Annotated in this window: 17 protein-coding genes; 5 read left to right on the top strand and 12 right to left on the bottom strand. The window is 60.4% G+C overall.

What is annotated here, in order from left to right:
• Window positions 1–129 precede the first annotated feature (129 nt).
• A complete protein-coding gene (locus tag L8I05_RS15260) occupies window positions 130–2,484 on the top strand; it encodes a penicillin acylase family protein (protein ID WP_242169889.1) in 2,355 nt (784 codons plus the stop codon).
• 47 nt (window positions 2,485–2,531) lie between these two features.
• Here the strand turns inward: L8I05_RS15260 and L8I05_RS15255 are convergent, their stop codons facing one another.
• Window positions 2,532–3,440: an AraC family transcriptional regulator gene (locus L8I05_RS15255; protein WP_242169886.1), complete on the bottom strand. Its 909-nt coding sequence runs from the start codon at window positions 3,438–3,440 to the stop codon at window positions 2,532–2,534.
• A gap of 99 nt (window positions 3,441–3,539) precedes the next feature.
• On the opposite strand from L8I05_RS15255, the gene L8I05_RS15250 reads away from it, so the two are divergent.
• On the top strand, window positions 3,540–3,893 hold the full coding sequence (locus L8I05_RS15250; RefSeq protein ID WP_197626448.1) for a carboxymuconolactone decarboxylase family protein: 354 nt from the start codon (window positions 3,540–3,542) through the stop codon (window positions 3,891–3,893).
• On the opposite strand, the gene L8I05_RS15245 is transcribed toward L8I05_RS15250, so the two are convergent.
• Entirely contained in the window at window positions 3,871–4,836 is a 966-nt protein-coding gene (locus tag L8I05_RS15245; RefSeq protein WP_242169883.1) for a GlxA family transcriptional regulator, read from the bottom strand. The genes L8I05_RS15250 and L8I05_RS15245 overlap by 23 nt on opposite strands.
• A 259-nt stretch (window positions 4,837–5,095) precedes the next feature.
• On the opposite strand from L8I05_RS15245, the gene L8I05_RS15240 reads away from it, so the two are divergent.
• On the top strand, window positions 5,096–5,734 hold the full coding sequence (locus L8I05_RS15240; protein WP_197626446.1) for an HD domain-containing protein: 639 nt from the start codon (window positions 5,096–5,098) through the stop codon (window positions 5,732–5,734).
• A gap of 132 nt (window positions 5,735–5,866) precedes the next feature.
• On the opposite strand, the gene L8I05_RS15235 is transcribed toward L8I05_RS15240, so the two are convergent.
• From L8I05_RS15235 to L8I05_RS15205, 7 genes are all read right to left on the bottom strand, one after another.
• Window positions 5,867–6,751 carry an ABC transporter permease subunit gene (locus L8I05_RS15235; protein WP_242169881.1) on the bottom strand — a complete coding sequence of 295 codons (885 nt, stop codon included), beginning with the start codon at window positions 6,749–6,751 and terminating at the stop codon, window positions 5,867–5,869.
• Window positions 6,748–7,668, bottom strand: a complete 921-nt coding sequence (locus tag L8I05_RS15230) for an ABC transporter permease subunit (RefSeq protein WP_017139530.1) — start codon at window positions 7,666–7,668, stop codon at window positions 6,748–6,750. Before L8I05_RS15230 ends, L8I05_RS15235 begins: the two co-directional genes overlap by 4 nt.
• Window positions 7,665–8,807, bottom strand: coding sequence for a polyamine ABC transporter ATP-binding protein (gene potA, locus L8I05_RS15225; RefSeq protein WP_003195240.1), 1,143 nt, complete (start codon window positions 8,805–8,807; stop codon window positions 7,665–7,667). Before potA ends, L8I05_RS15230 begins: the two co-directional genes overlap by 4 nt.
• A gap of 72 nt (window positions 8,808–8,879) precedes the next feature.
• The gene (locus tag L8I05_RS15220) at window positions 8,880–9,974 is read right to left on the bottom strand and encodes a polyamine ABC transporter substrate-binding protein (RefSeq protein WP_242169878.1); all 1,095 of its coding nucleotides are present in this window, start codon (window positions 9,972–9,974) and stop codon (window positions 8,880–8,882) included.
• 210 nt (window positions 9,975–10,184) lie between these two features.
• On the bottom strand, window positions 10,185–11,279 hold the full coding sequence (locus tag L8I05_RS15215; protein ID WP_197630005.1) for a polyamine ABC transporter substrate-binding protein: 1,095 nt from the start codon (window positions 11,277–11,279) through the stop codon (window positions 10,185–10,187).
• A gap of 207 nt (window positions 11,280–11,486) precedes the next feature.
• Window positions 11,487–12,851 carry an aspartate aminotransferase family protein gene (locus L8I05_RS15210; RefSeq protein WP_242169876.1) on the bottom strand — a complete coding sequence of 455 codons (1,365 nt, stop codon included), beginning with the start codon at window positions 12,849–12,851 and terminating at the stop codon, window positions 11,487–11,489.
• A 59-nt stretch (window positions 12,852–12,910) separates the two neighbouring features.
• Window positions 12,911–14,269, bottom strand: a complete 1,359-nt coding sequence (locus tag L8I05_RS15205; RefSeq protein WP_083356224.1) for a glutamine synthetase family protein — start codon at window positions 14,267–14,269, stop codon at window positions 12,911–12,913.
• 608 nt (window positions 14,270–14,877) lie between these two features.
• Between L8I05_RS15205 and L8I05_RS15200 the strand changes: the two genes are divergently transcribed.
• Window positions 14,878–16,254 (top strand): glutamine synthetase family protein, encoded by a 1,377-nt coding sequence (locus L8I05_RS15200; protein WP_010207341.1) that lies wholly within the window; start codon window positions 14,878–14,880, stop codon window positions 16,252–16,254.
• 211 nt (window positions 16,255–16,465) lie between these two features.
• Window positions 16,466–17,095, top strand: coding sequence for a TetR/AcrR family transcriptional regulator (locus tag L8I05_RS15195; protein WP_242169874.1), 630 nt, complete (start codon window positions 16,466–16,468; stop codon window positions 17,093–17,095).
• Between the two features lie 39 nt (window positions 17,096–17,134).
• On the opposite strand, the gene L8I05_RS15190 is transcribed toward L8I05_RS15195, so the two are convergent.
• From L8I05_RS15190 to ssuC, 3 genes are read right to left on the bottom strand one after another with little or no spacing between them, the layout of a single operon-like run.
• Window positions 17,135–17,350 carry a TOBE domain-containing protein gene (locus tag L8I05_RS15190; RefSeq protein ID WP_003213899.1) on the bottom strand — a complete coding sequence of 72 codons (216 nt, stop codon included), beginning with the start codon at window positions 17,348–17,350 and terminating at the stop codon, window positions 17,135–17,137.
• Window positions 17,351–17,378: 28 nt separating this feature from the next.
• On the bottom strand, window positions 17,379–18,185 hold the full coding sequence (gene ssuB, locus L8I05_RS15185) for an aliphatic sulfonates ABC transporter ATP-binding protein (RefSeq protein WP_159960787.1): 807 nt from the start codon (window positions 18,183–18,185) through the stop codon (window positions 17,379–17,381).
• Window positions 18,182–18,970: an aliphatic sulfonate ABC transporter permease SsuC gene (gene ssuC / locus L8I05_RS15180; protein WP_242169872.1), complete on the bottom strand. Its 789-nt coding sequence runs from the start codon at window positions 18,968–18,970 to the stop codon at window positions 18,182–18,184. Before ssuC ends, ssuB begins: the two co-directional genes overlap by 4 nt.
• Window positions 18,971–18,978: the final 8 nt, after the last annotated feature.

Genomic DNA, 18,978 nt, shown 5'->3' with positions numbered 1-18,978 from the left:
AGTACTGCCTATGGGGTGTTCTCCACTTGAACCTCGGCTGTCGACAAGGCACATCAGCATTTCCCTCAGCCCTCGTCAAAAACCTATTAGACTCCGCTGACTTGAAAGGTGAATGACCAAGGACCGTCCATGAAACGCAGCCTGACCGTGCTCGCTATCCTGATTGCCGCCCTCATGGCCGGCGCCGGCTGGTATGTCTACAGCAAGCAGCCCACTCGCCAGGGCACCGAAACACTGGCCAACCTGCAGGGCACGGTCACCGTGCGTTATGACGACCGTGGCGTGCCGCATATCCGCGCCGAGAACGAGACCGACCTGTACCGCGCCTTGGGCTACGTGCACGCCCAGGACCGGCTGTTCCAGATGGAGATCATGCGCCGCCTGGCGCGTGGCGAACTCGCCGAGGTGCTGGGGCCGAAAGTGCTGGAGACCGACAAGCTATTCCGCAGCCTGCGCATCCGTGAACGCGCCTTGAGTTACGTGGAACACATTGACCACGACTCCAAGGCCTGGAAAGCCTTGCAAGCCTACCTGGACGGCATCAACCAATATCAGGACAGCCACGCCAGCCCCATGGAGTTCGACGTGCTGGGCATCCCCAAGCGGCCGTTTACCGCCGAGGACACCATCAGCGTCGCCGGGTACATGGCCTATAGCTTTGCTGCCGCGTTTCGTACCGAGCCGCTGCTGACGTACGTCCGCGACCAGTTGGGCAGCGATTACCTGAAAGTCTTTGACCTCGACTGGCAACCCAAGGGCGCGCTGAACCTGGCCGCCAGCGACTGGCAAACCCTCGGTGCCATCGCCTCTCTGAGCGATCAGGCCTTGGCCGACAACGGTCTGCCGCAGTTCGAAGGCAGCAACGCCTGGGCCATCAGCGGCAGCCGCACCAAAAGTGGCAAGCCGTTACTGGCGGGCGACCCGCATATCCGTTTCTCGGTGCCGTCGGTGTGGTACGAAGCGCAGCTCTCGGCGCCGGGCTTTGAGCTCTACGGTTATCACAACGCGCTGGTGCCGGTGGCGTTCCTGGGCCACAACCTGGATTTCGGCTGGAGCCTGACCATGTTCCAGAACGATGACCTCGACCTGATCGCCGAAAAGGTCAACCCGGACAACCCCAACCAGGTCTGGTATCACGGCCAGTGGGTCGACATGACCAGCAGCGAGCAGCAAATTTCGGTCAAAGGCCAGGACCCGGTGATACTCACCCTGCGTCGCTCGCCCCACGGCCCGATCATCAATGACGTGCTCGGCGAGAGCGCCGGCAAGACACCGGTTGCGATGTGGTGGGCGTTCCTCGACACCGAAAACCCGATCCTCGAAGGTTTCTACCAACTCAACCGAGCGGACACCCTGGCCAAGGCACGCGCGGCGGCGGCCATGGTGTCGGCGCCCGGCCTGAATATCGTGTGGGCGAACGCCAAGGGTGATATCGGCTGGTGGGCGGCAGCGCAGTTGCCGATTCGCCCGGCTGGGGTGAACCCCGGCTTTATCCTCGACGGCAGCACCGCCCAGGCCGACAAGCTCGGCTTCTACCCGTTCAGCGCCAACCCGCAGGAAGAAAACCCGGCGCGCGGTTATGTGGTGTCAGCGAATGCCCAGCCGGTGTCGCCCACCGGCATGGAAATTCCCGGTTACTACAACCTGGCCGACCGTGGCCAGCAGTTGAACACGCAGCTGAGCGACAAAAGCGTGAAGTGGGACGTGAACAACAGCCAGGCCCTGCAACTGGGCACCACCACCGCCTATGGCCCGCGCTTGCTGGCGCCGCTGTTGCCGGTGCTGCGTGAGGTGGTCAAAGACCCGGCACAGCTGAAACTGGTGGAGCAGCTTGCCGCCTGGAAAGGCGACTACCCACTGGATTCCACCAGCGCCACAGTGTTCAACCAGTTCCTGTTCAACCTCACCGACGCGGCCTTTCACCCGAAACTGGGCGACGCGATGTTCAAGACCCTGCTCACCACGCGGGTGATCGATGCAGCGCTGCCGCGTCTGGCGGCCTCAGCGGACTCGCCGTGGTGGGACGGCAAGCGCGCCGACACGGTCAAGCTCGCGTGGGACAACAGCCTGGCGCATCTGAAAGCCACCTTCGGCGATGACCCGACCCAGTGGCAATGGGGCAAGGCGCACACCCTGACCCACGGCCACCCGCTGGGCATGCAAAAGCCGCTGGACAAGCTCTTCAACGTCGGCCCCTTCCCCGCCCCCGGCACCCACGAGGTGCCGAACAACCAGTCCGCCATGATCGGCCCCGCGCCGTGGCCAGTCACCTACGGGCCATCGACCCGCCGGCTGATCGACTTCGCTGACCCGGCCCACGCCCTGACCATCAACCCGGTGGGGCAAAGCGGCGTGCCGTTTGATTCGCACTATGGCGACCAGGCTGAAACCTACATCGAGGGCGGGTATGAGCAGGCGCATTTCAGTGATGAAGAAGTGACGGCGAATACGCGGGGTACGTTGAAGTTGTTGCCGGCGCGGTAAACCCGATAACTGTGGGAGCCAGCTCCCACATAAGCCAGCTCCCACATTTAGTCTGCGCGTGTGCGCATTCGCCCCGGCGCCTCGCCATAGGTTTCCTTGAACTTCTTGCTGAACGCCGCCTGGGATTGGTAACCCACCTGGGCGGCGATATCCAGCAGGCTCAGGCGCGACTGGCGCAGCAGGTTGAACGCCCGCTCCATGCGCAACTGGGTCAGCAGCACCCACGGCGACACACCCGCCACTTTCACAAACGCGCGCATGAAGGTCGCCCGCGACATGCTCGCCGCAGCCGCCAGACTATCGATGGTCCACTCATGGCCGGGCTCGGCCAGCATCGCCTGCCAGGCCTTGCTCAGGCGCTTGTCGGCGAGCAAGGCGAAGGTGCCTGCCACGGGTGCCTGGCAGGTCAGCCAAGTGCGCAGAATAAGGGTGAACAAGGCCGACGACAGCGCGTCGATAAACGAGCGCGCGCCCAGTTGCTGGCCGTCCGCCTCGCTGCGCAACAGCGCGATCAGTGCCGCCAGTTGCCCGTCGCCCTGCCATTGGCGGCTGGACACCACCAGGTACTCCGGCAACGCGCCGAACAGCAGCGACTGGCGGTTGTAGTGAAAGCTGCCACAGAGCATGTCCACTTCCACTCGCTCGCCGCCCAGGCGATGCACCGGCAGCACACCGCCTTCGATCACCGTTGGCTGCATCGGCCGGATACGCGCGCCCTGGCTGCGCAACAAATGCGTGGCGCCACTGGGCATCAGCAGGATATCGCCCGCCTCCAGCGTCACCTGCTGCCCGCCCGACAGCTCGGCGCGGCACGTGCCGCTGAGCACGATGTGGTAAGGCGCCACGCCGAGGTTTTCTGGCGCGTGGTCCAGCGCCCAGTCGCCCTGGAACTGGCAACGCAAATCCAGACTGCCGCGCAGGTTGGCCAGCGCGATAAGGGTGTCGATCGAATTCATTTGCGAGCATCGGTCAAAAAGATGAGCGGATTGAACAATAACGCCAACACCGAACAGCAGACACTGGCTTCACACCCCACCTGTTCAGGAGTTACCGCAATGTTCAATAACTGGTCCGACTTGCTGCCTACCGTGAAAAAAGCCTTTGGCGCGCTGGGCAAGAGCAACCCGAAGCTGGTCAAAGCCTACATGGCGCTGGACGAGGCTGCCGAAGAAAACAACGTACTCGACGCCAAGACCCGCGAGCTGATTTCCATCGCCGTGGCCATTACCACGCGTTGCGACGGTTGCATCGGCGTGCATGCCGACGCGGCGATCAAGGCCGGCGCGACCCGCGAAGAAGTGGCGGCAACGCTGGCCACGGCAATCTCGATGAATGCCGGCGCCGCGTACATCTACTCGCTGCGCGCGCTGGAAGCCTACGACACGCTCAAACCGGCGCCGCAAAGTTAAGCCGGAACTGTTGCGGCGTCACGCCCAGCCGGCGGTTGAACACACTGCGCATGTGCTGGGCGTCGCGAAAGCCGCATTGATAGGCCACGGTTTTGAGCGGTGCGGGGCTGCTTTCGAGCATCACCCGCGCCGCATCCACCCGCGCCCGCTCGACAAACTCCGCTGGCGTTATGCGCGCTTCACGGGCAAACACCCGGGAGAAATTGCGCGCACTCATATTGGCCGCCTTGGCCAGGTCGGCGATGGTCAAATCCCCGGTCAGGTTCGCCAGCACGTACAACTGCACCAACGCCACCGCCGAGGTGCTTTCGGCGTGGGGTGTAAGAAACGGGCTGAACTGCGACTGCCCGCCCGAACGCTGGGTAAATACCACCAAACGCTTGGCCACGCTCAGCGCGACTTCCGCGCCGTGGTCCTGGGCCAGCAGGAACAGCGACAAGTCGATACCCGCGGTGACCCCAGCCGAGGTGTAGAGGTTGCCGTCCTGCACGTAAAGGCGGTCGGCGTCGACCTGGGCCGAGGGGCACAAGCGCGCCAAGTCGGCGGCGTCGTTCCAATGGGTGGTGACGGTTTTGCCATCCAGCAAGCCGGCACGGGCCAGCATGAAGGCGCCGTTGCAGATCGAACCGAAGCGTTGCGCGCGGGCGGCGGCGGCGCGCAGCCAATCATCAAATGGCGCGCCGAAATCTTCGAAGGGCAGTTGCGGGCCACCGGCGACCAGCAGCAGGTCGTAGGCTTGCAGGGCTTCGCTGTAATGTGTGTGAGCCTGCAGCGACAAGCCGTTGGAGGCCGCCATGCTGCCGTGGACCAGGCCAAGTACTTCAAGCCGGTAATGGTCGTGCGGTGGCAAAAAACGGTTGGCCTCGCAGAACACATCCATGGGGCCGGTCACGTCCAGTGACTGGACGCCGGGGAAGATCAGGATGGCGACGGTTCTATGCATGGCGAAACCTTATGTCTGACAGGCACGAAACCCTGTGGGAGCTGGCTTGCCTGCGATGCAGGCACCTTGGTGTATCAGGTATACCGAGGTGATGCTATCGCAGGCAAGCCAGCTCCCACAGTTGACCCTGTACAACCTTGGCGCGATATCGCGCCACATTGGCCGACATCGCACCCTCGCTGCGATAGCCCTGTCGCGGGCGCGCGACCAGACTGGACTCATCGGCGCCACCCCCGGCGCTTTGTTGAGGAGAACGACCATGAGCACCACCATCGCCGGCATCCAGATCCCGGACAGCGCCTTGGCCAAGGCCACCACCGAGTACATCCGTGACGTCGAATCCGACCTGCTCTACCACCACTCCCGCCGGGTATTCCTGTTCGGCGCGTTGAGCGGTGAGCGCAAGCAACTGGCCTACAACCCGGAGCTGCTGTACGTCGGCGCGATGTTCCATGACCTCGGCCTGGTTGAAGGCCATCGCAGTGACAACGAGCGTTTCGAAGTGGACGGCGCCAACGCCGCGGCGGCGTTCCTCAAGCCTTACGGGCTGAGCGATGACGATATCGAGCAAGTGTGGCTGTCCATCGCCCTGCACACCACACCCGGCGTGCCGCAGCACCTGCGCCCGACGGTGGCGCTGGTGACTGCCGGCGTGGAAATGGACGTGCTGGGCATGGACTACGCGGCGTTTTCCAGCGTGCAGCGCGAAGCCGTGGTGCATGCGCATCCACGCGGTGAAGGGTTCAAGGAGTGCATCATCTGCGCGTTTGCCGACGGCTTGCGCCATCGCCCGCAGACCACGTTTGGCAACGTGAAGACCGATGTGCTGGTGGATCAGGAGCCGGGGTTCAAGCCGATGAACTTTGTCGAGGTGATTCGCAAGTCGCCGTGGGCCTGACCAGATCATTCCCACGCTCTGCGTGGGAATGCAGCCCTGGACGCTCTGCGTCCGCTCTTGGAAGCATGACGCGGAGCGTCACAGGAGGCATTCCCACGCGGAGCGTGGGAACGATCAGACAGGCTGCGCGGTTTAGACCGGAGCAGGCGCCCGGCGCTTGTCCGGCTGTTGCCAGCCATCTGCCGCGGCTTCTTCAATCGCTTGCTGGATGGCTTTCTTGCGGTGTTCTTCGGCGCGGCGGCTGAAGAACCACACCAGGAAGGTCACCAGCGACACCGCCAACAGAATCAGGCTGGCCACGGCGTTGATCTCGGGTTTAACCCCAAGACGTACGGCCGAGAACACTTCCATCGGCAAGGTGGTCGAGCCCGGGCCGGACACGAAGCTGGCCAGTACCAGGTCATCCAGCGACAGCGCGAACGACATCATGCCGCCCGCCGCCAACGACGGCGCGATCATCGGGATGGTGATCAGGAAAAACACCTTCCACGGCCGCGCGCCCAGGTCCATCGCCGCTTCTTCGATCGACAGGTCCAGCTCACGCAAGCGCGCCGACACCACCACCGCCACATACGCCGCACAGAACGTGGTGTGGGCGATCCAGATGGTGACAATGCCACGCTCCTGTGGCCAACCGATCATCTGCGCCATGGCCACGAATAGCAGCAACAGCGACAGACCGGTGATCACTTCAGGCATTACCAGCGGCGCGGTCACCAGGCCGCCGAACAGCGTACGGCCCTTGAACTGGCTGATACGCGTCAGCACGAACGCTGCCAACGTACCCAACGCGACTGCGGCCACCGCCGTGTAGCAGGCGATTTCCAGGGAGCGCATCACCGAGCCCATCAACTGGGTGTTGTCCAACAGGCCCACGTACCACTTGATCGACCAACCGCCCCACACCGTCACCAGTTTGGATTCGTTGAACGAGTAGATCACCAGAATCAGCATCGGCAGGTAGATGAACAACAACCCCGCCACCAGCATAAAACTCGAGAAACTGAAGCGCTTCATATCTTGCCCTCCATCTCTTTGGCTTGGCTGCGGTTGAACAGGATGATCGGCACGATCAGGATCGCCAGCATCACCACCGCCAGGGCAGACGCCACCGGCCAGTCACGGTTGTTGAAGAATTCTTGCCACAACACTTTACCGATCATCAGGGTTTCCGGGCCGCCGAGCAGTTCCGGGATCACGAACTCGCCCACCACTGGAATGAACACCAGCATGCAGCCGGCGATGATGCCGTTCTTGGACAGCGGCACGGTGATTTTCCAGAAGCTGTTGAAGGTGCTCGAACCCAGGTCGGACGCGGCTTCCAGCAGGCTCTGGTCGTGTTTGACCAGGTTGGCGTACAGCGGCAGGATCATGAACGGCAGGTACGAATACACCACGCCGATGTACACCGCGATGTTGGTGTTGAGGATCTGCAGCGGCTCGTTGATCAACCCGATGGACATCAGGAAGCCGTTGAGCAAGCCGTTGTTACTGAGGATGCCCATCCACGCATACACGCGGATCAGGATCGCGGTCCAGGTCGGCATCATGATCAGCAGCACCAGCACGGTCTGCATCTCTTTGCGCGCGCTGGCAATCGCGTAGGCCATCGGATAGCCAATCAACAGGCACAGGATCGTGCTGAAAAATGCCATCTTCAGCGAGCCCAGGTACGCGGCGATGTACAACTCGTCGTCGCCAAGCATCGCGTAGTTGCCCAGGTTGAGCACCAATTGCAGCTTTTGCTCAACGAAGGTGTAGATCTCGGTGTAAGGCGGGATCGCGACGTCGGCTTCGGCGAAGCTGATCTTCAAGACGATGAAGAACGGTAGTGCAAAGAACAGGAACAGCCAGAGGAAAGGGATCCCGATGACCACATGCCGGCCACCGGGTGTTATTCGTTGCAGCTGGCGTTTGAACTTCTTCATATTCATGAGCGAAGTACCACGCCGCTGTCGTCTTCCCACCACACATACACCTGGTCACCCCAGGTTGGGCGCTGGCCACGGCGCTCGGCGTTGGCGACGAAGGACTGCACCAGCTTGCCGCTTGGCAGTTCCACGTAGAACACCGAATGGCCGCCGAGGTAGGCGATGTCGTGCACTTTGCCGCTGGACCAGTTGTGCTCGCAGGTCGGCATTTCGGTGGTCACCAGCAGCTTTTCCGGGCGAATCGCGTAGGTCACCGACTTGTCTTCCACCGAGGTGGCGATGCCGTAGCCCACGTAGATGTCGCGGTCCAGGTCCGGGCACTTGAGTACCGCGTGGCCTTCGGCGTCGTCCACCACTTGGGTGTCGAAGATGTTCACGTTGCCGATGAACTCGCACACCAGGCGGCTGGTTGGCGTTTCGTAGATGTCGATCGGGCTGCCGATTTGGGCGATCCAGCCCAGGTGCATGATCGCGATGCGCTCGGCCATGGTCATGGCCTCTTCCTGGTCGTGGGTCACCATCACGCAGGTCACGCCCACGCGCTCGATGATTTCCACCAGCTCCAGTTGCATCTGCGAACGCAGCTTCTTGTCGAGGGCGCCCATCGGCTCATCGAGCAGCAGCAGTTTCGGGCGTTTGGCCAGCGAGCGCGCCAGGGCCACACGCTGACGTTGACCGCCCGACAGTTGATGCGGCTTGCGCTTGGCGTACTGGCTCATCTGCACCAGCTTGAGCATTTCGGCCACGCGGGCGTCGACTTCAGCCTTGGGAATCTTGTCCTGTTGCAGGCCGAAGGCGATGTTCTGCGCCACGGTCATGTGCGGGAACAAGGCGTAGGACTGGAACATCATGTTGATCGGCCGCTCGTAGGGCGGCATGTCGGTGATGTCCACACCGTCGAGGTAAATGCGACCTTCAGTTGGGCGCTCGAAGCCTGCGAGCATGCGCAGCAAAGTGGATTTGCCCGAACCCGAACCGCCGAGCAAGGCGAAGATCTCGCCTTTTTTGATTTCCAGGGACACATCGTCCACGGCAATCGTCTCGTCGAACTTCTTCGTGACCCGGTCGATTTTGACCAACACCTTTTTCGGTGTCTGGTCGCCCTCGAGGGCTTTCTTATAGGCGCCGGAGGCAACTGCCATTTACGAAACTCCCAACAAAATTTGAGGTTCGCCCAATACAGGCGAAACCTTGGATAGTTTGAGCCTTAAGCCTTACTTGCCCGTCTTGACCTTGGTCCAGCTACGGGTCATTAAACGTTGCACGTTCGGGGGTAACTCGAAGTTGACAAACGTCCGGTCGAGAACCGCCTGCGGTGGGTAAACCGCTGCGTCGGTGCGTATCGATTGCTCCATCAGTTTGTCCGCCCCTGGGTTAGGGTTGGCGTAACCGACGTAATCACTGACCTGAGCGATCACCTCAGGTTGCAGTAAATAGTTGATGAAGGCGTGGGCCTCTTTGACGTTGGCCGCGTCCGCCGGGATGGCCAGCACGTCAAACCACAAATTGCCGCCTTCTTTCGGAATCGTATAGGCGATGTTCACGCCCTTGCCCGCCTCGGCCGCACGGGCCTTGGCCTGGAACACATCCCCGGAAAAGCCTGCTGCTACGCAGATGTTGCCGTTGGCCAGGTCCGAGATGTACTTGGAAGAATGGAAGTAGGTCACATAAGGACGCACTTTCAGCAGTTTCTCTTCGGCCTTTTTGTAGTCAGCCGGGTTGGTGCTGTTGGGGTTCAGGCCCATGTAGTTGAGCACTGCCGGCAGCATTTCATCTGCCGAGTCCATGAACGAGACGCCGCAGGTCGCCAGCTTCTTCATGTTCTCCGGCTCGAACAGCACGGCCCAGGAATCGATATGGTCGATGCCCAGCACTTCTTTGACCTTATCGACGTTGTAACCGATGCCGTTGGTGCCCCACAGGTACGGCACCGCGTACTGGTTGCCCGGGTCGTTCTTTTCCAGGCGTTTGAGCAGCGCCGGGTCAAGGTTGGAATAGTTAGTCAGCAATGACTTGTCGAGCTTCTGGAACGCCCCGGCCTTGATCTGCTTGCCGAGGAAATGGTTGGACGGCACGACCACGTCGTAACCGGTATGCCCGGCGAGCAACTTGCCTTCCAGGGTTTCATTGGAGTCAAACACGTCATACACCGGCTTGATGCCGCTGGCCTTTTCGAAGTTGGCCAGGGTCTCGGAGCCGATGTAATCCGACCAGTTATAAATATGCACAGTCGGCGCGGCCTGCACGCTGACAGCCAGCGTGATACCTGCACCCACCAGCACGGCTTTGCGAAATAAAGAAATTGGCAAGTGGAGGTCCTCTTAAATAGTTGGGCCTTAAAGTTGTTGCCCGGCAACAAAACCGGCGCGCAACTTACCCTCGATAAACCGATCCGGCAAAACTTTCTGTCATTTAATTTGTGGGAGCGAGCTTGCTCGCGATAGCGGAGTATCAGTCACCCGATGTATCGACTGGTCTACCGTCTTCGCGGGCAAGCCCGCTCCCACAGGTTTTAAGGCTTATTTGCCCGATTTGATTTTGGTCCAGCTGCGGGTCATTTCACGCTGGGTTGCAGCCGGCAAGTCAGCAATGGCGTAGAGCTTGGCCTGCACATCGGCGGACGGGTAGATGCCCGGGTCGCTGGTGATGTCTTTGTCGACCAATGGGGTCGCCTTCTCGTTACCGTTCGGGAAACGTACGCTGTTGGTGATGGCCGCCATCACTTTTGGCTCCAGCAGGTAGTTCATGAACTTGTAGGCAGCATCGACGTTTTCGGCATCTTTAGGGATAGCGACCATGTCATAGAAGCTGCCGGCGCCTTCTTTCGGAATGTCGTAGGCAACCTTGACCTTGCCACCGGCTTCAGCCGCGCGGGATTTGGCCTGCTGGATGTCACCCGAGTAACCCACGGCGACGCAGATGTTGCCGTTGGCAAGGTCCGAGATGTACTTGGACGAGTGGAAGTAGCCGATCGATGGGCGCAGCTTGAGGAACAGGTCCTCGGCTTGCTTCAGGTCAGCCTTCTTCTGGGTGTCGGTCGGCAGGCCCAGGTAGTGCAATGCCACCGGCAGCATTTCGGTTGGCGAATCGAGGAAGCTCACGCCGCAGCTTTTCAGCTTGGCGAGGTTTTCCGGCTTGAGGATCGTGTCCCAGGATTCGATCTTGTCGATGCCCAGCGCGGCCTTGACCTTCTCCGGGTTGTAGCCGATGCCGATGGAACCCCACATGTACGGGAACGCGTGCTTGTTGTCCGGGTCGCTGACCGACACGGCTTTAAGCAGGGATTTGTTCAGGTTGTCGTAGTTCGACAGCTTGGACTTGTCCAGCTCCTGATAGACACCCGCCTTGATTTGCTTGGCCAGGAAGTTGTTCGACGGTACGACGATGTCGTAACCGGATTTGCCTGCCAGCAACTTGGCTTCGAGGGTCTCGTTGCTGTCGAAAACGTCGTACACCACTTTAATGCCCGACTCTTTTTCAAAGTTGGCGATGGTGTCCGGAGCAATGTAGTCGGACCAGTTATAGACATGCAGCACTTTGCTGTCTGCCTGGGCCGCGCCCGCCATTGCACCCATCAGGGACAAGGCGAGGAGTGTCTTGCCAGCGTTCTTCAAACCTAATGCCTTCATTTGGTGATGCTCCAATTTTTTCTTTTTTGGGCCACGTTCTTTAGTCGTCTCACGGCCCTTCCAAAGGGCAACAAAACAGGGCGACAGTCTGGCAAGTTCAGGGGCCGGCTTTCAACCAAAGCCCCCTTTAATACTGCTTTTTGTAACTGTCCAGACGCAGCGCCCGAAGCCGCTGCGCACTGAGCCTAGCACTTAGCCCTGCAATGCCGCCAAAGTCAGGTCCAGGCACTGGCGAGCCTTGGTCACCAGCTCGTCGATTTCCGCCTTGCTGATCACCAGCGACGGCGAAATGATCATGGTGTCGCCCACGGCGCGCATGATCAGGCCATTCTCGAAGCAGAACGTGCGGCAGATCATGCCCACACCACGGCCTTCGTAACGTTTGCGCGTGGCCTTGTCCTGCACCAGCTCAATCGCACCGAGCATGCCCACACCACGCACTTCACCCACCAAGGGGTGATCGGCCAGTTCCCTCAGACGCTTTTGCAAATACGGTGCCGTTTCGTCGTGCACACGCTTAACGATTTGTTCATCGCGCAGGATGCGGATGTTTTCCAGCGCCACTGCCGCCGCCACCGGGTGACCGGAATAGGTGAAGCCGTGGTTGAAATCGCCACCTTCGTTGAGCACCGCGACCACGTCGTCGTGCACAATCAGGCCGCCCATCGGGATGTAGCCCGAGGTCAGGCCTTTGGCGATGGTCATCATGTGGGGCTTGAGGCCGTAGAAGTCGCTACCGAACCACTCACCGGTACGGCCGAAACCGCAGATCACCTCGTCGGCGACGAACAGAATGTCGTACTTGGCGAGGATTTCCTTGATGCGCGGCCAGTAGGTCTCAGGCGGCACGATCACGCCACCGGCGCCCTGGATCGGCTCGGCAATAAAGGCACCGACGTTGTCCACGCCCAGTTCCAGAATCTTCTCTTCCAGCTGGTTGGCGGCCCACACCCCGAACTCTTCCGGGCTCATGTCGCCGCCTTCGCCATACCAGTACGGCTGGGCGATGTGGGTGATGCCCGGAATCGGCAAGTCGCCCTGCTCATGCATATAAGTCATGCCGCCCAGGCTGGCGCCGGCCACGGTGGAACCGTGGTAGCCATTCTTGCGGCTGATGATGGTTTTCTTGTTCGGCTGGCCCTTGATCGCCCAGTAGTGGCGGACCATACGCAGCATGGTGTCGTTGCCTTCCGAGCCCGAACCAGTGAAGAACACGTGGTTCATGCCGGCCGGCGCGATGTCGGAAATGACCTTGGCCAGTTCCAGCACTGGCGGATGTGCGGTCTGGAAGAACAGGTTGTAGTACGGCAGTTCTTTCATCTGCTTGGCGGCGGCGTCAGCCAGTTCATCGCGACCGTAACCGATCGCCACGCACCACAGGCCGGCCATGCCGTCGAGGATCTTGTTGCCTTCGCTGTCCCACAGGTAAACGCCGTGGGCTTTGGTGATGATCCGTGGGCCTTTCACTTTCAATTGCTTGAAGTCGCTGAACGGCGCCAGGTGGTGATCATTGCTCAAGGCTTGCCATTCACGGGTTTGCGGGTTGTTGCTGGACATACCAATCTCCTAGACTTTTTCAGGTGAGGGCGCGCCTTTCCTACGGCGCGCCCGGCGCATCAGACGGCGAAGAGCAGGAATTCCCGCTCCCACGAACTGATCACGCGCTTGAAGTTTTCATGCTCGGCCCGCTTGACCGCGACGTAGCCCGTGATGAATTTTTGCCCCAGGTATTTCTCGATGGTCTTGCTGTTTTCCATCCGCTCCAGGGCGTCTTCGATGGTCAACGGCAGGCGCAGGTTGCGGCGCTCATAACCACGGCCCACCACCGGCGCGCTCGGGTTATGGCCTTCGACCATGCCGATGTAACCGCACAACAGGCTGGCGGCAATCGCCAGGTACGGGTTGGCGTCGGCGCCCGGCAGGCGGTTTTCCACGCGACGGTTCTGCGGGCCGGCATCCGGTACGCGCAGGCCGACGGTGCGGTTCTCTTCGCCCCACTCCACGTTTACCGGCGCCGAGGTGTCGGGCAGGAAGCGGCGGAACGAGTTCACGTTAGGCGCAAACAGCGGCAGCAATTCAGGGATGAATTTCTGCAGGCCGCCAATATGATTAAGGAACAGCTGGCTCATGGTCCCGTCTTCATTGGAGAAGACGTTCTTGCCGGTGGCGATGTCGATGATGCTCTGGTGCAAGTGCATCGCGCTGCCGGGCTCGCCGGTCATCGGCTTGGCCATAAAAGTGGCGGCCACATTGTGCTTGAGTGCGGCCTCACGCATGGTGCGCTTGAACACCAGGATCTGGTCGGCCAGGGACAGGGCATCGCCGTGACGGAAGTTGATTTCCATCTGTGCCGTGCCGTCCTCGTGGATCAGCGTGTCGAGGTCCAGCTCCTGCAGTTCGCACCAGTCGTAGACGTCTTCGAACAATGGGTCGAATTCGTTGGCGGCTTCTATAGAGAAGGACTGGCGACCGGTTTCCGGGCGGCCGGAACGGCCAATCGGCGGTTGCAGCGGGAAGTCCGGGTCTTCGCAGCGCTTGGTCAGGTAAAACTCCATCTCTGGCGCCACGATGGGCTGCCAGCCTTTGTCGGAATAGAGTTTCAGAACCTTCTTGAGCACGTTGCGCGGCGACAGCTCAATCGGGTTGCCTTGCTTGTCGTAGGTGTCGTGGATCACCTGGGCGGTGGGCTCGATGGCCCATGGCACCAGGAACACCGCGTTCTGGTCGGGGCGGCAGATCATGTCGATGTCGGCCGGGTCGAGCAATTCGTAATAGATGTCGTCTTCGACATAGTCGCCGGTCACGGTCTGCAACAGAACGCTCTCGGGCAGGCGCATGCCTTTTTCGGCGATGAACTTGTTGGTCGGCGAGATCTTGCCCCGGGTGATGCCGGTGAGGTCGCCAATCATGCATTCGACTTCTGTGATCTTGTGGTCTTTCAACCAATCGGTGAGCTGGTCGAGGTTGTTACTCATAAATGCCTCTGGGCTGGGTTTCCTGGCATCCGTTAAAGGCCAGGCGTTGGTGGACGCAGCATCCGCGTCGTCTTTTCGTTCAGGGTAGGAGCTTACCTGCCATTTGCTGCAGCGTTGCATTCCTCACGCCAAAGTCGTGCAGAATCATGAGCAGCACCCCGCACGGGAGCCGCTCAGTGACAGGCACGAAGGAAATGAGGGAGCAGAAAAGAGGTCAGCCAAGGCGTCAAGAATATTGGCCGGGGCGCGGTCATTCACGAGGGAAAATTGAACGGGTGACAAGACTTGTCTGAAACAGGTTGAAGCGCCGAGTAGCGGCAGGCGAGACATGAAGCACCCCGGTATTATTGCTGTTATGGGTTTGAATCGAGCTTAGCCTTGTTCATTTTTTTACACAACACCCCCGTAAAAAATACAACACGGCCCGCTCAAGCCTGCTAGTCCCAAGCCCTTCAAACCCAAAAAACCGCCCCAAAAAGCCCCAAAAAAGGCCTCACGGCGCTTTTTTAGGGCAAAAAAGCCCTCGCTTGACTTCGGCATGCCGTTCGGGTTGACTGAAACCAGAAAAGATCAATGATTGATATTTTTAACAACAAAGGTGTTGCATCATGTCGGTACCCCCGCGTGCCGTTCAGCTTAACGAAGCGAACGCGTTCCTTAAGGATCATCCTGAGGTTCTGTACGTAGACCTTCTAATTGCGGATATGAATGGTGTGGTGCGCGGCAAGCGCATCGAACGCACCAGCCTCCACAAGGTTTACGAGAAGGGCATTAACCTGCCTGCCTCTTTATTTGCCCTGGATATCAACGGCTCGACGGTGGAAAGCACCGGCCTGGGTCTGGACATCGGTGATGCTGACCGAATCTGTTATCCAATCCCCGATACCCTGTGCAATGAACCTTGGCAAAAGCGCCCAACCGCGCAACTGCTGATGACCATGCACGAACTTGAAGGTGAACCTTTCTTCGCCGATCCTCGCGAAGTACTCCGCCAAGTTGTAAGCAAATTTGACGACCTCGGTCTGACCATCTGCGCCGCCTTCGAGCTTGAGTTCTACCTGATCGACCAGGAGAACGTGAACGGCCGCCCACAACCGCCCCGCTCGCCGATCTCCGGTAAACGCCCGCATTCGACACAGGTCTACCTGATCGACGACCTCGACGAATACGTCGACTGCCTCCAGGACATTCTGGAAGGGGCCAAAGAGCAAGGCATCCCGGCTGACGCCATCGTCAAGGAAAGTGCCCCGGCGCAGTTCGAAGTGAACCTGCACCACGTGGCCGACCCGATCAAGGCCTGCGACTACGCGGTACTGCTCAAGCGCCTGATCAAGAACATCGCCTACGACCATGAGATGGACACCACCTTCATGGCCAAGCCTTACCCAGGCCAGGCAGGCAACGGTTTGCACGTACACATTTCGATCCTGGACAAAGACGGCAAGAACATCTTTGCCAGCGAGGATCCCGAGCAGAACGCCGCATTGCGTCACGCGATCGGCGGTGTGCTCGAGACCCTGCCCGCCCAAATGGCGTTCCTGTGCCCCAACGTCAACTCCTACCGCCGTTTCGGCGCACAGTTCTACGTGCCGAACTCGCCGTGCTGGGGCCTGGACAACCGCACCGTAGCGATTCGCGTACCGACCGGCTCCTCCGATGCCGTACGTATCGAACACCGCGTGGCCGGCGCCGACGCCAACCCTTACCTGCTGATGGCTTCGGTCCTGGCAGGCGTGCACCACGGTCTGACCAACAAGATCGAACCGAACGCACCGGTGGAAGGCAACAGCTACGAGCAGAACGAACAGAGCCTGCCGAACAACCTGCGCGATGCCTTGCGTGAGTTGGACGACAGCGAGGTGATGGCCAAGTACATCGATCCCAAGTACATCGATATCTTCGTCGCCTGTAAGGAAAGTGAGCTGGAAGAGTTCGAACACTCCATCTCCGACCTTGAGTACAACTGGTATCTGCACACTGTGTAAGCAGTTGCTGCTTTAAAAAATGCCGCAGGCTTAATGGCCTGCGGCATTTTTTTGCGCTGCAATCTCGTTCCCACGCTCTGCGTGGGAATGCTGCCAGGGACGTTCTGCGTCCCAAGAGCGGACGCGGAGCGTCCAGTAAGGCGTTCCCACGCAGAGCGTGGGAACGATCATAAGGTCGCGTACAATGCGCTCTGCCTTGTAGGAGACTTCCATGACCACCCGCCCCGCCGCCCCTCGCAAACCCCGCGCCCGCAGCCAGGCCCGGATCGATGCGATCCTCGACGCCGCCCGTACCTTGCTGGCGACCGAAGGCGTGGCCAGTTTGTCGATCTACAGCGTGGCCGAGCGCGCGCAGATTCCGCCGTCATCGGTGTATCACTTTTTCGCCAGCGTGCCGGCCTTGCTGGAAGCACTGACTGCCGATGTGCACGCGGCTTTCCGCGCTGCGATTCAGGCGCCCATCGACCATGATTCACTCAAGCACTGGCGCGACCTGTCCTACATCGTCGAGCAGCGCATGCTGAGCATCTACAGCAACGACGCGGCCGCACGGCAGTTGATCCTGGCGCAGCATGGCCTTACCGAAGTGACCCAGGCGGACCGTCAGCATGATCTGGAGCTGGGGAATTTGATGCTCGAAGTGTTCAGCCGCCATTTCGACGTGCCGACGCTGCCAGCGGATGTGGATGTGTTTGCCTTGGCGCTGGAGTTGAGCGACCGCGTGTACGCGCGCTCAGTGCATCAGCACGGGCAGATTACGCCGCGCATGGCGGAGGAAGGCATGCGGGTGTTTGATGCGTATGTGGGGCTTTATTTGCCGGCGTATTTGCCTAAGCGCTGATCGTTCCCACGCGGAGCGTGGGAACGATCAGTGCAGTGATCACAACTTGGCGATCGACACCTCAGTGGACTTAACGAAGGCAATCACTTCACTGCCAATCACCAATTCCAGCTCTTTTACCGAGCGAGTCGTGATCACGGAGGTCACGATGCCGGACGCCGTCTGCACGTCGATCTCCGACAGCACGTCGCCTTCGACGATTTCCTTGATGGTGCCCTTGAACTGGTTACGCACGTTGATGGCTTTAATAGTCATGGTGTTTTTCCTTGGTGGGACAAGTGAGTTATTGAGCCCAACGCAATTGCGTAGGCAGCGGTGAAACAGGTTCGGGTTCCGGTGGCGAGCCGGGCAACGACAGCACACGGTTGAGCACTTCGGCTTCCAGCGCCGCCAGGCGATGTGAGCCGCGGGCGCGTGGGCGCGGCAGGTCGACGATCAGGTCCAGGCCAATCTCGCCGTCTTCGATCAGGATCACCCGGTCGGCAATCGCCACGGCTTCGCTGACGTCGTGGGTGACCAGCAACACGGTGAAGCCATGCTTGCGCCACAGATTTTCGATCAGTTGCTGCATCTCGATACGGGTCAGGGCATCCAGCGCGCCCAGCGGTTCATCCAGCAGCAGCAAGCGCGGTTGGTGGATCAGCGCACGCGCCAGGGCCACACGTTGCTTCTGGCCACCGGACAAGGCCGCTGGCCACTCATTGGCGCGCTCGGCCAGGCCGACCGCTTCCAAGGCTTCCAGCGCTTTAGGGCGCCAGTTGCCCTTGAGACCCAGGCCCACGTTGTCGATGATTTTTTTCCACGGCAGCAGGCGCGCTTCCTGGAACATCAACCGCGTGTCTTCAATGGCTTCGCTCAGCGGCGCGGAGCCGGCCAGCAATTCGCCGCCGCTGGCTTTGTCCAGGCCGGCGAGCAGGCGCAGCAAGGTACTTTTGCCGCAGCCGCTGCGACCGACCACCGCCACGAACTGGCCGGCCGGAATGTGCAGATCAATCTCTTTGAGGACTTCCCGCGCACCAAAGGCCTTGCGCAATTTGCGCACCGCCAGCGGAATGCCCTTGAGCAGGCGCGGAGGTTGTTGAGCGGTCATGCCACACCTCCTTTATTCACTTGGTAAGCCGGGTGCCAGCGCAACCACACACGTTCCAGGCCACGGGCGGCCAGGTCGGCCAGTTTGCCGAGGATGGCGTACATGACGATGGCCAATACCACCACGTCGGTTTGCAGGAATTCGCGGGCGTTCATCGCCAGGTAACCGATACCGGAACTGGCCGAGATGGTTTCCGCCACGATCAGCGTCAGCCACATAAAGCCCAGGGCAAAGCGCACGCCCACCAGGATCGACGGCAGCGCGCCCGGCAGGATCACCTGACGGAACAGGCTGAAACCGGACAAGCCGTAGCTGCGCGACATTTCCACCAGCGCCGGGTCGACGTTGCGGATGCCGTGGTAAGTGTTCAGGTAAATCGGGAACAGCGTGCCGAGGGCGACCAGGAAAATCTTCGCCGTCTCATCAATGCCGAACCACAAAATCACCAGCGGGATCAGCGCCAGGTGCGGCACGTTGCGGATCATCTGCACCGAGCTGTCCAGCAGGCGCTCGCCCCATTTCGACAGGCCGGTGATAAAGCCCAGGGCCAGACCGATGCTGCCACCGATCACAAAGCCCAGGCCGGCACGCCAGCCGCTGATGGCCAAGTGTGTCCAGATTTCCCCGGTGCGAACCAGGTTGATCCCGGCCTCGATCACGGCGCTCGGCGCCGGCAGGATACGGGTCGACAACCAGCCTGCCGACACTGACAACTGCCACACCGCCAGCAACAGGATCGGCAGCACCCAAGGCGCAACACGATGGCTTAATTTTTCAAAATCCATGACTACGC

Origin of the sequence: Pseudomonas sp. MONT-RG-20F-20-E-7-02 (assembly GCF_022662395.1) — a bacterium.
In the GTDB taxonomy this organism is placed as follows: domain Bacteria; phylum Pseudomonadota; class Gammaproteobacteria; order Pseudomonadales; family Pseudomonadaceae; genus Aquipseudomonas.
The sequence above is the reverse complement of the archived record's forward strand: the minus strand, read 5'-3'. Positions and strand labels throughout refer to the sequence as shown.

Excerpts from the sequence above, each read along its gene's own strand:
- L8I05_RS15240 (WP_197626446.1), top strand. The coding sequence starts at position 5,096 with ATGAGCACCACCATCGCCGGCATCCAGATCCCGGACAGCGCCTTGGCC.
- L8I05_RS15230 (WP_017139530.1), bottom strand. The coding sequence starts at position 7,668 with ATGAATATGAAGAAGTTCAAACGCCAGCTGCAACGAATAACACCCGGT.
- L8I05_RS15210 (WP_242169876.1), bottom strand. The coding sequence starts at position 12,851 with ATGTCCAGCAACAACCCGCAAACCCGTGAATGGCAAGCCTTGAGCAAT.
- L8I05_RS15255 (WP_242169886.1), bottom strand. The coding sequence starts at position 3,440 with ATGAATTCGATCGACACCCTTATCGCGCTGGCCAACCTGCGCGGCAGT.
- L8I05_RS15205 (WP_083356224.1), bottom strand. The coding sequence starts at position 14,269 with ATGAGTAACAACCTCGACCAGCTCACCGATTGGTTGAAAGACCACAAG.
- L8I05_RS15190 (WP_003213899.1), bottom strand. The coding sequence starts at position 17,350 with ATGACTATTAAAGCCATCAACGTGCGTAACCAGTTCAAGGGCACCATC.
- L8I05_RS15235 (WP_242169881.1), bottom strand. The coding sequence starts at position 6,751 with ATGAAGCGCTTCAGTTTCTCGAGTTTTATGCTGGTGGCGGGGTTGTTG.
- L8I05_RS15260 (WP_242169889.1), top strand. The coding sequence starts at position 130 with ATGAAACGCAGCCTGACCGTGCTCGCTATCCTGATTGCCGCCCTCATG.
- potA (WP_003195240.1), bottom strand. The coding sequence starts at position 8,807 with ATGGCAGTTGCCTCCGGCGCCTATAAGAAAGCCCTCGAGGGCGACCAG.
- L8I05_RS15245 (WP_242169883.1), bottom strand. The coding sequence starts at position 4,836 with ATGCATAGAACCGTCGCCATCCTGATCTTCCCCGGCGTCCAGTCACTG.
- ssuB (WP_159960787.1), bottom strand. The coding sequence starts at position 18,185 with ATGACCGCTCAACAACCTCCGCGCCTGCTCAAGGGCATTCCGCTGGCG.
- L8I05_RS15250 (WP_197626448.1), top strand. The coding sequence starts at position 3,540 with ATGTTCAATAACTGGTCCGACTTGCTGCCTACCGTGAAAAAAGCCTTT.
- L8I05_RS15195 (WP_242169874.1), top strand. The coding sequence starts at position 16,466 with ATGACCACCCGCCCCGCCGCCCCTCGCAAACCCCGCGCCCGCAGCCAG.
- ssuC (WP_242169872.1), bottom strand. The coding sequence starts at position 18,970 with ATGGATTTTGAAAAATTAAGCCATCGTGTTGCGCCTTGGGTGCTGCCG.
- L8I05_RS15200 (WP_010207341.1), top strand. The coding sequence starts at position 14,878 with ATGTCGGTACCCCCGCGTGCCGTTCAGCTTAACGAAGCGAACGCGTTC.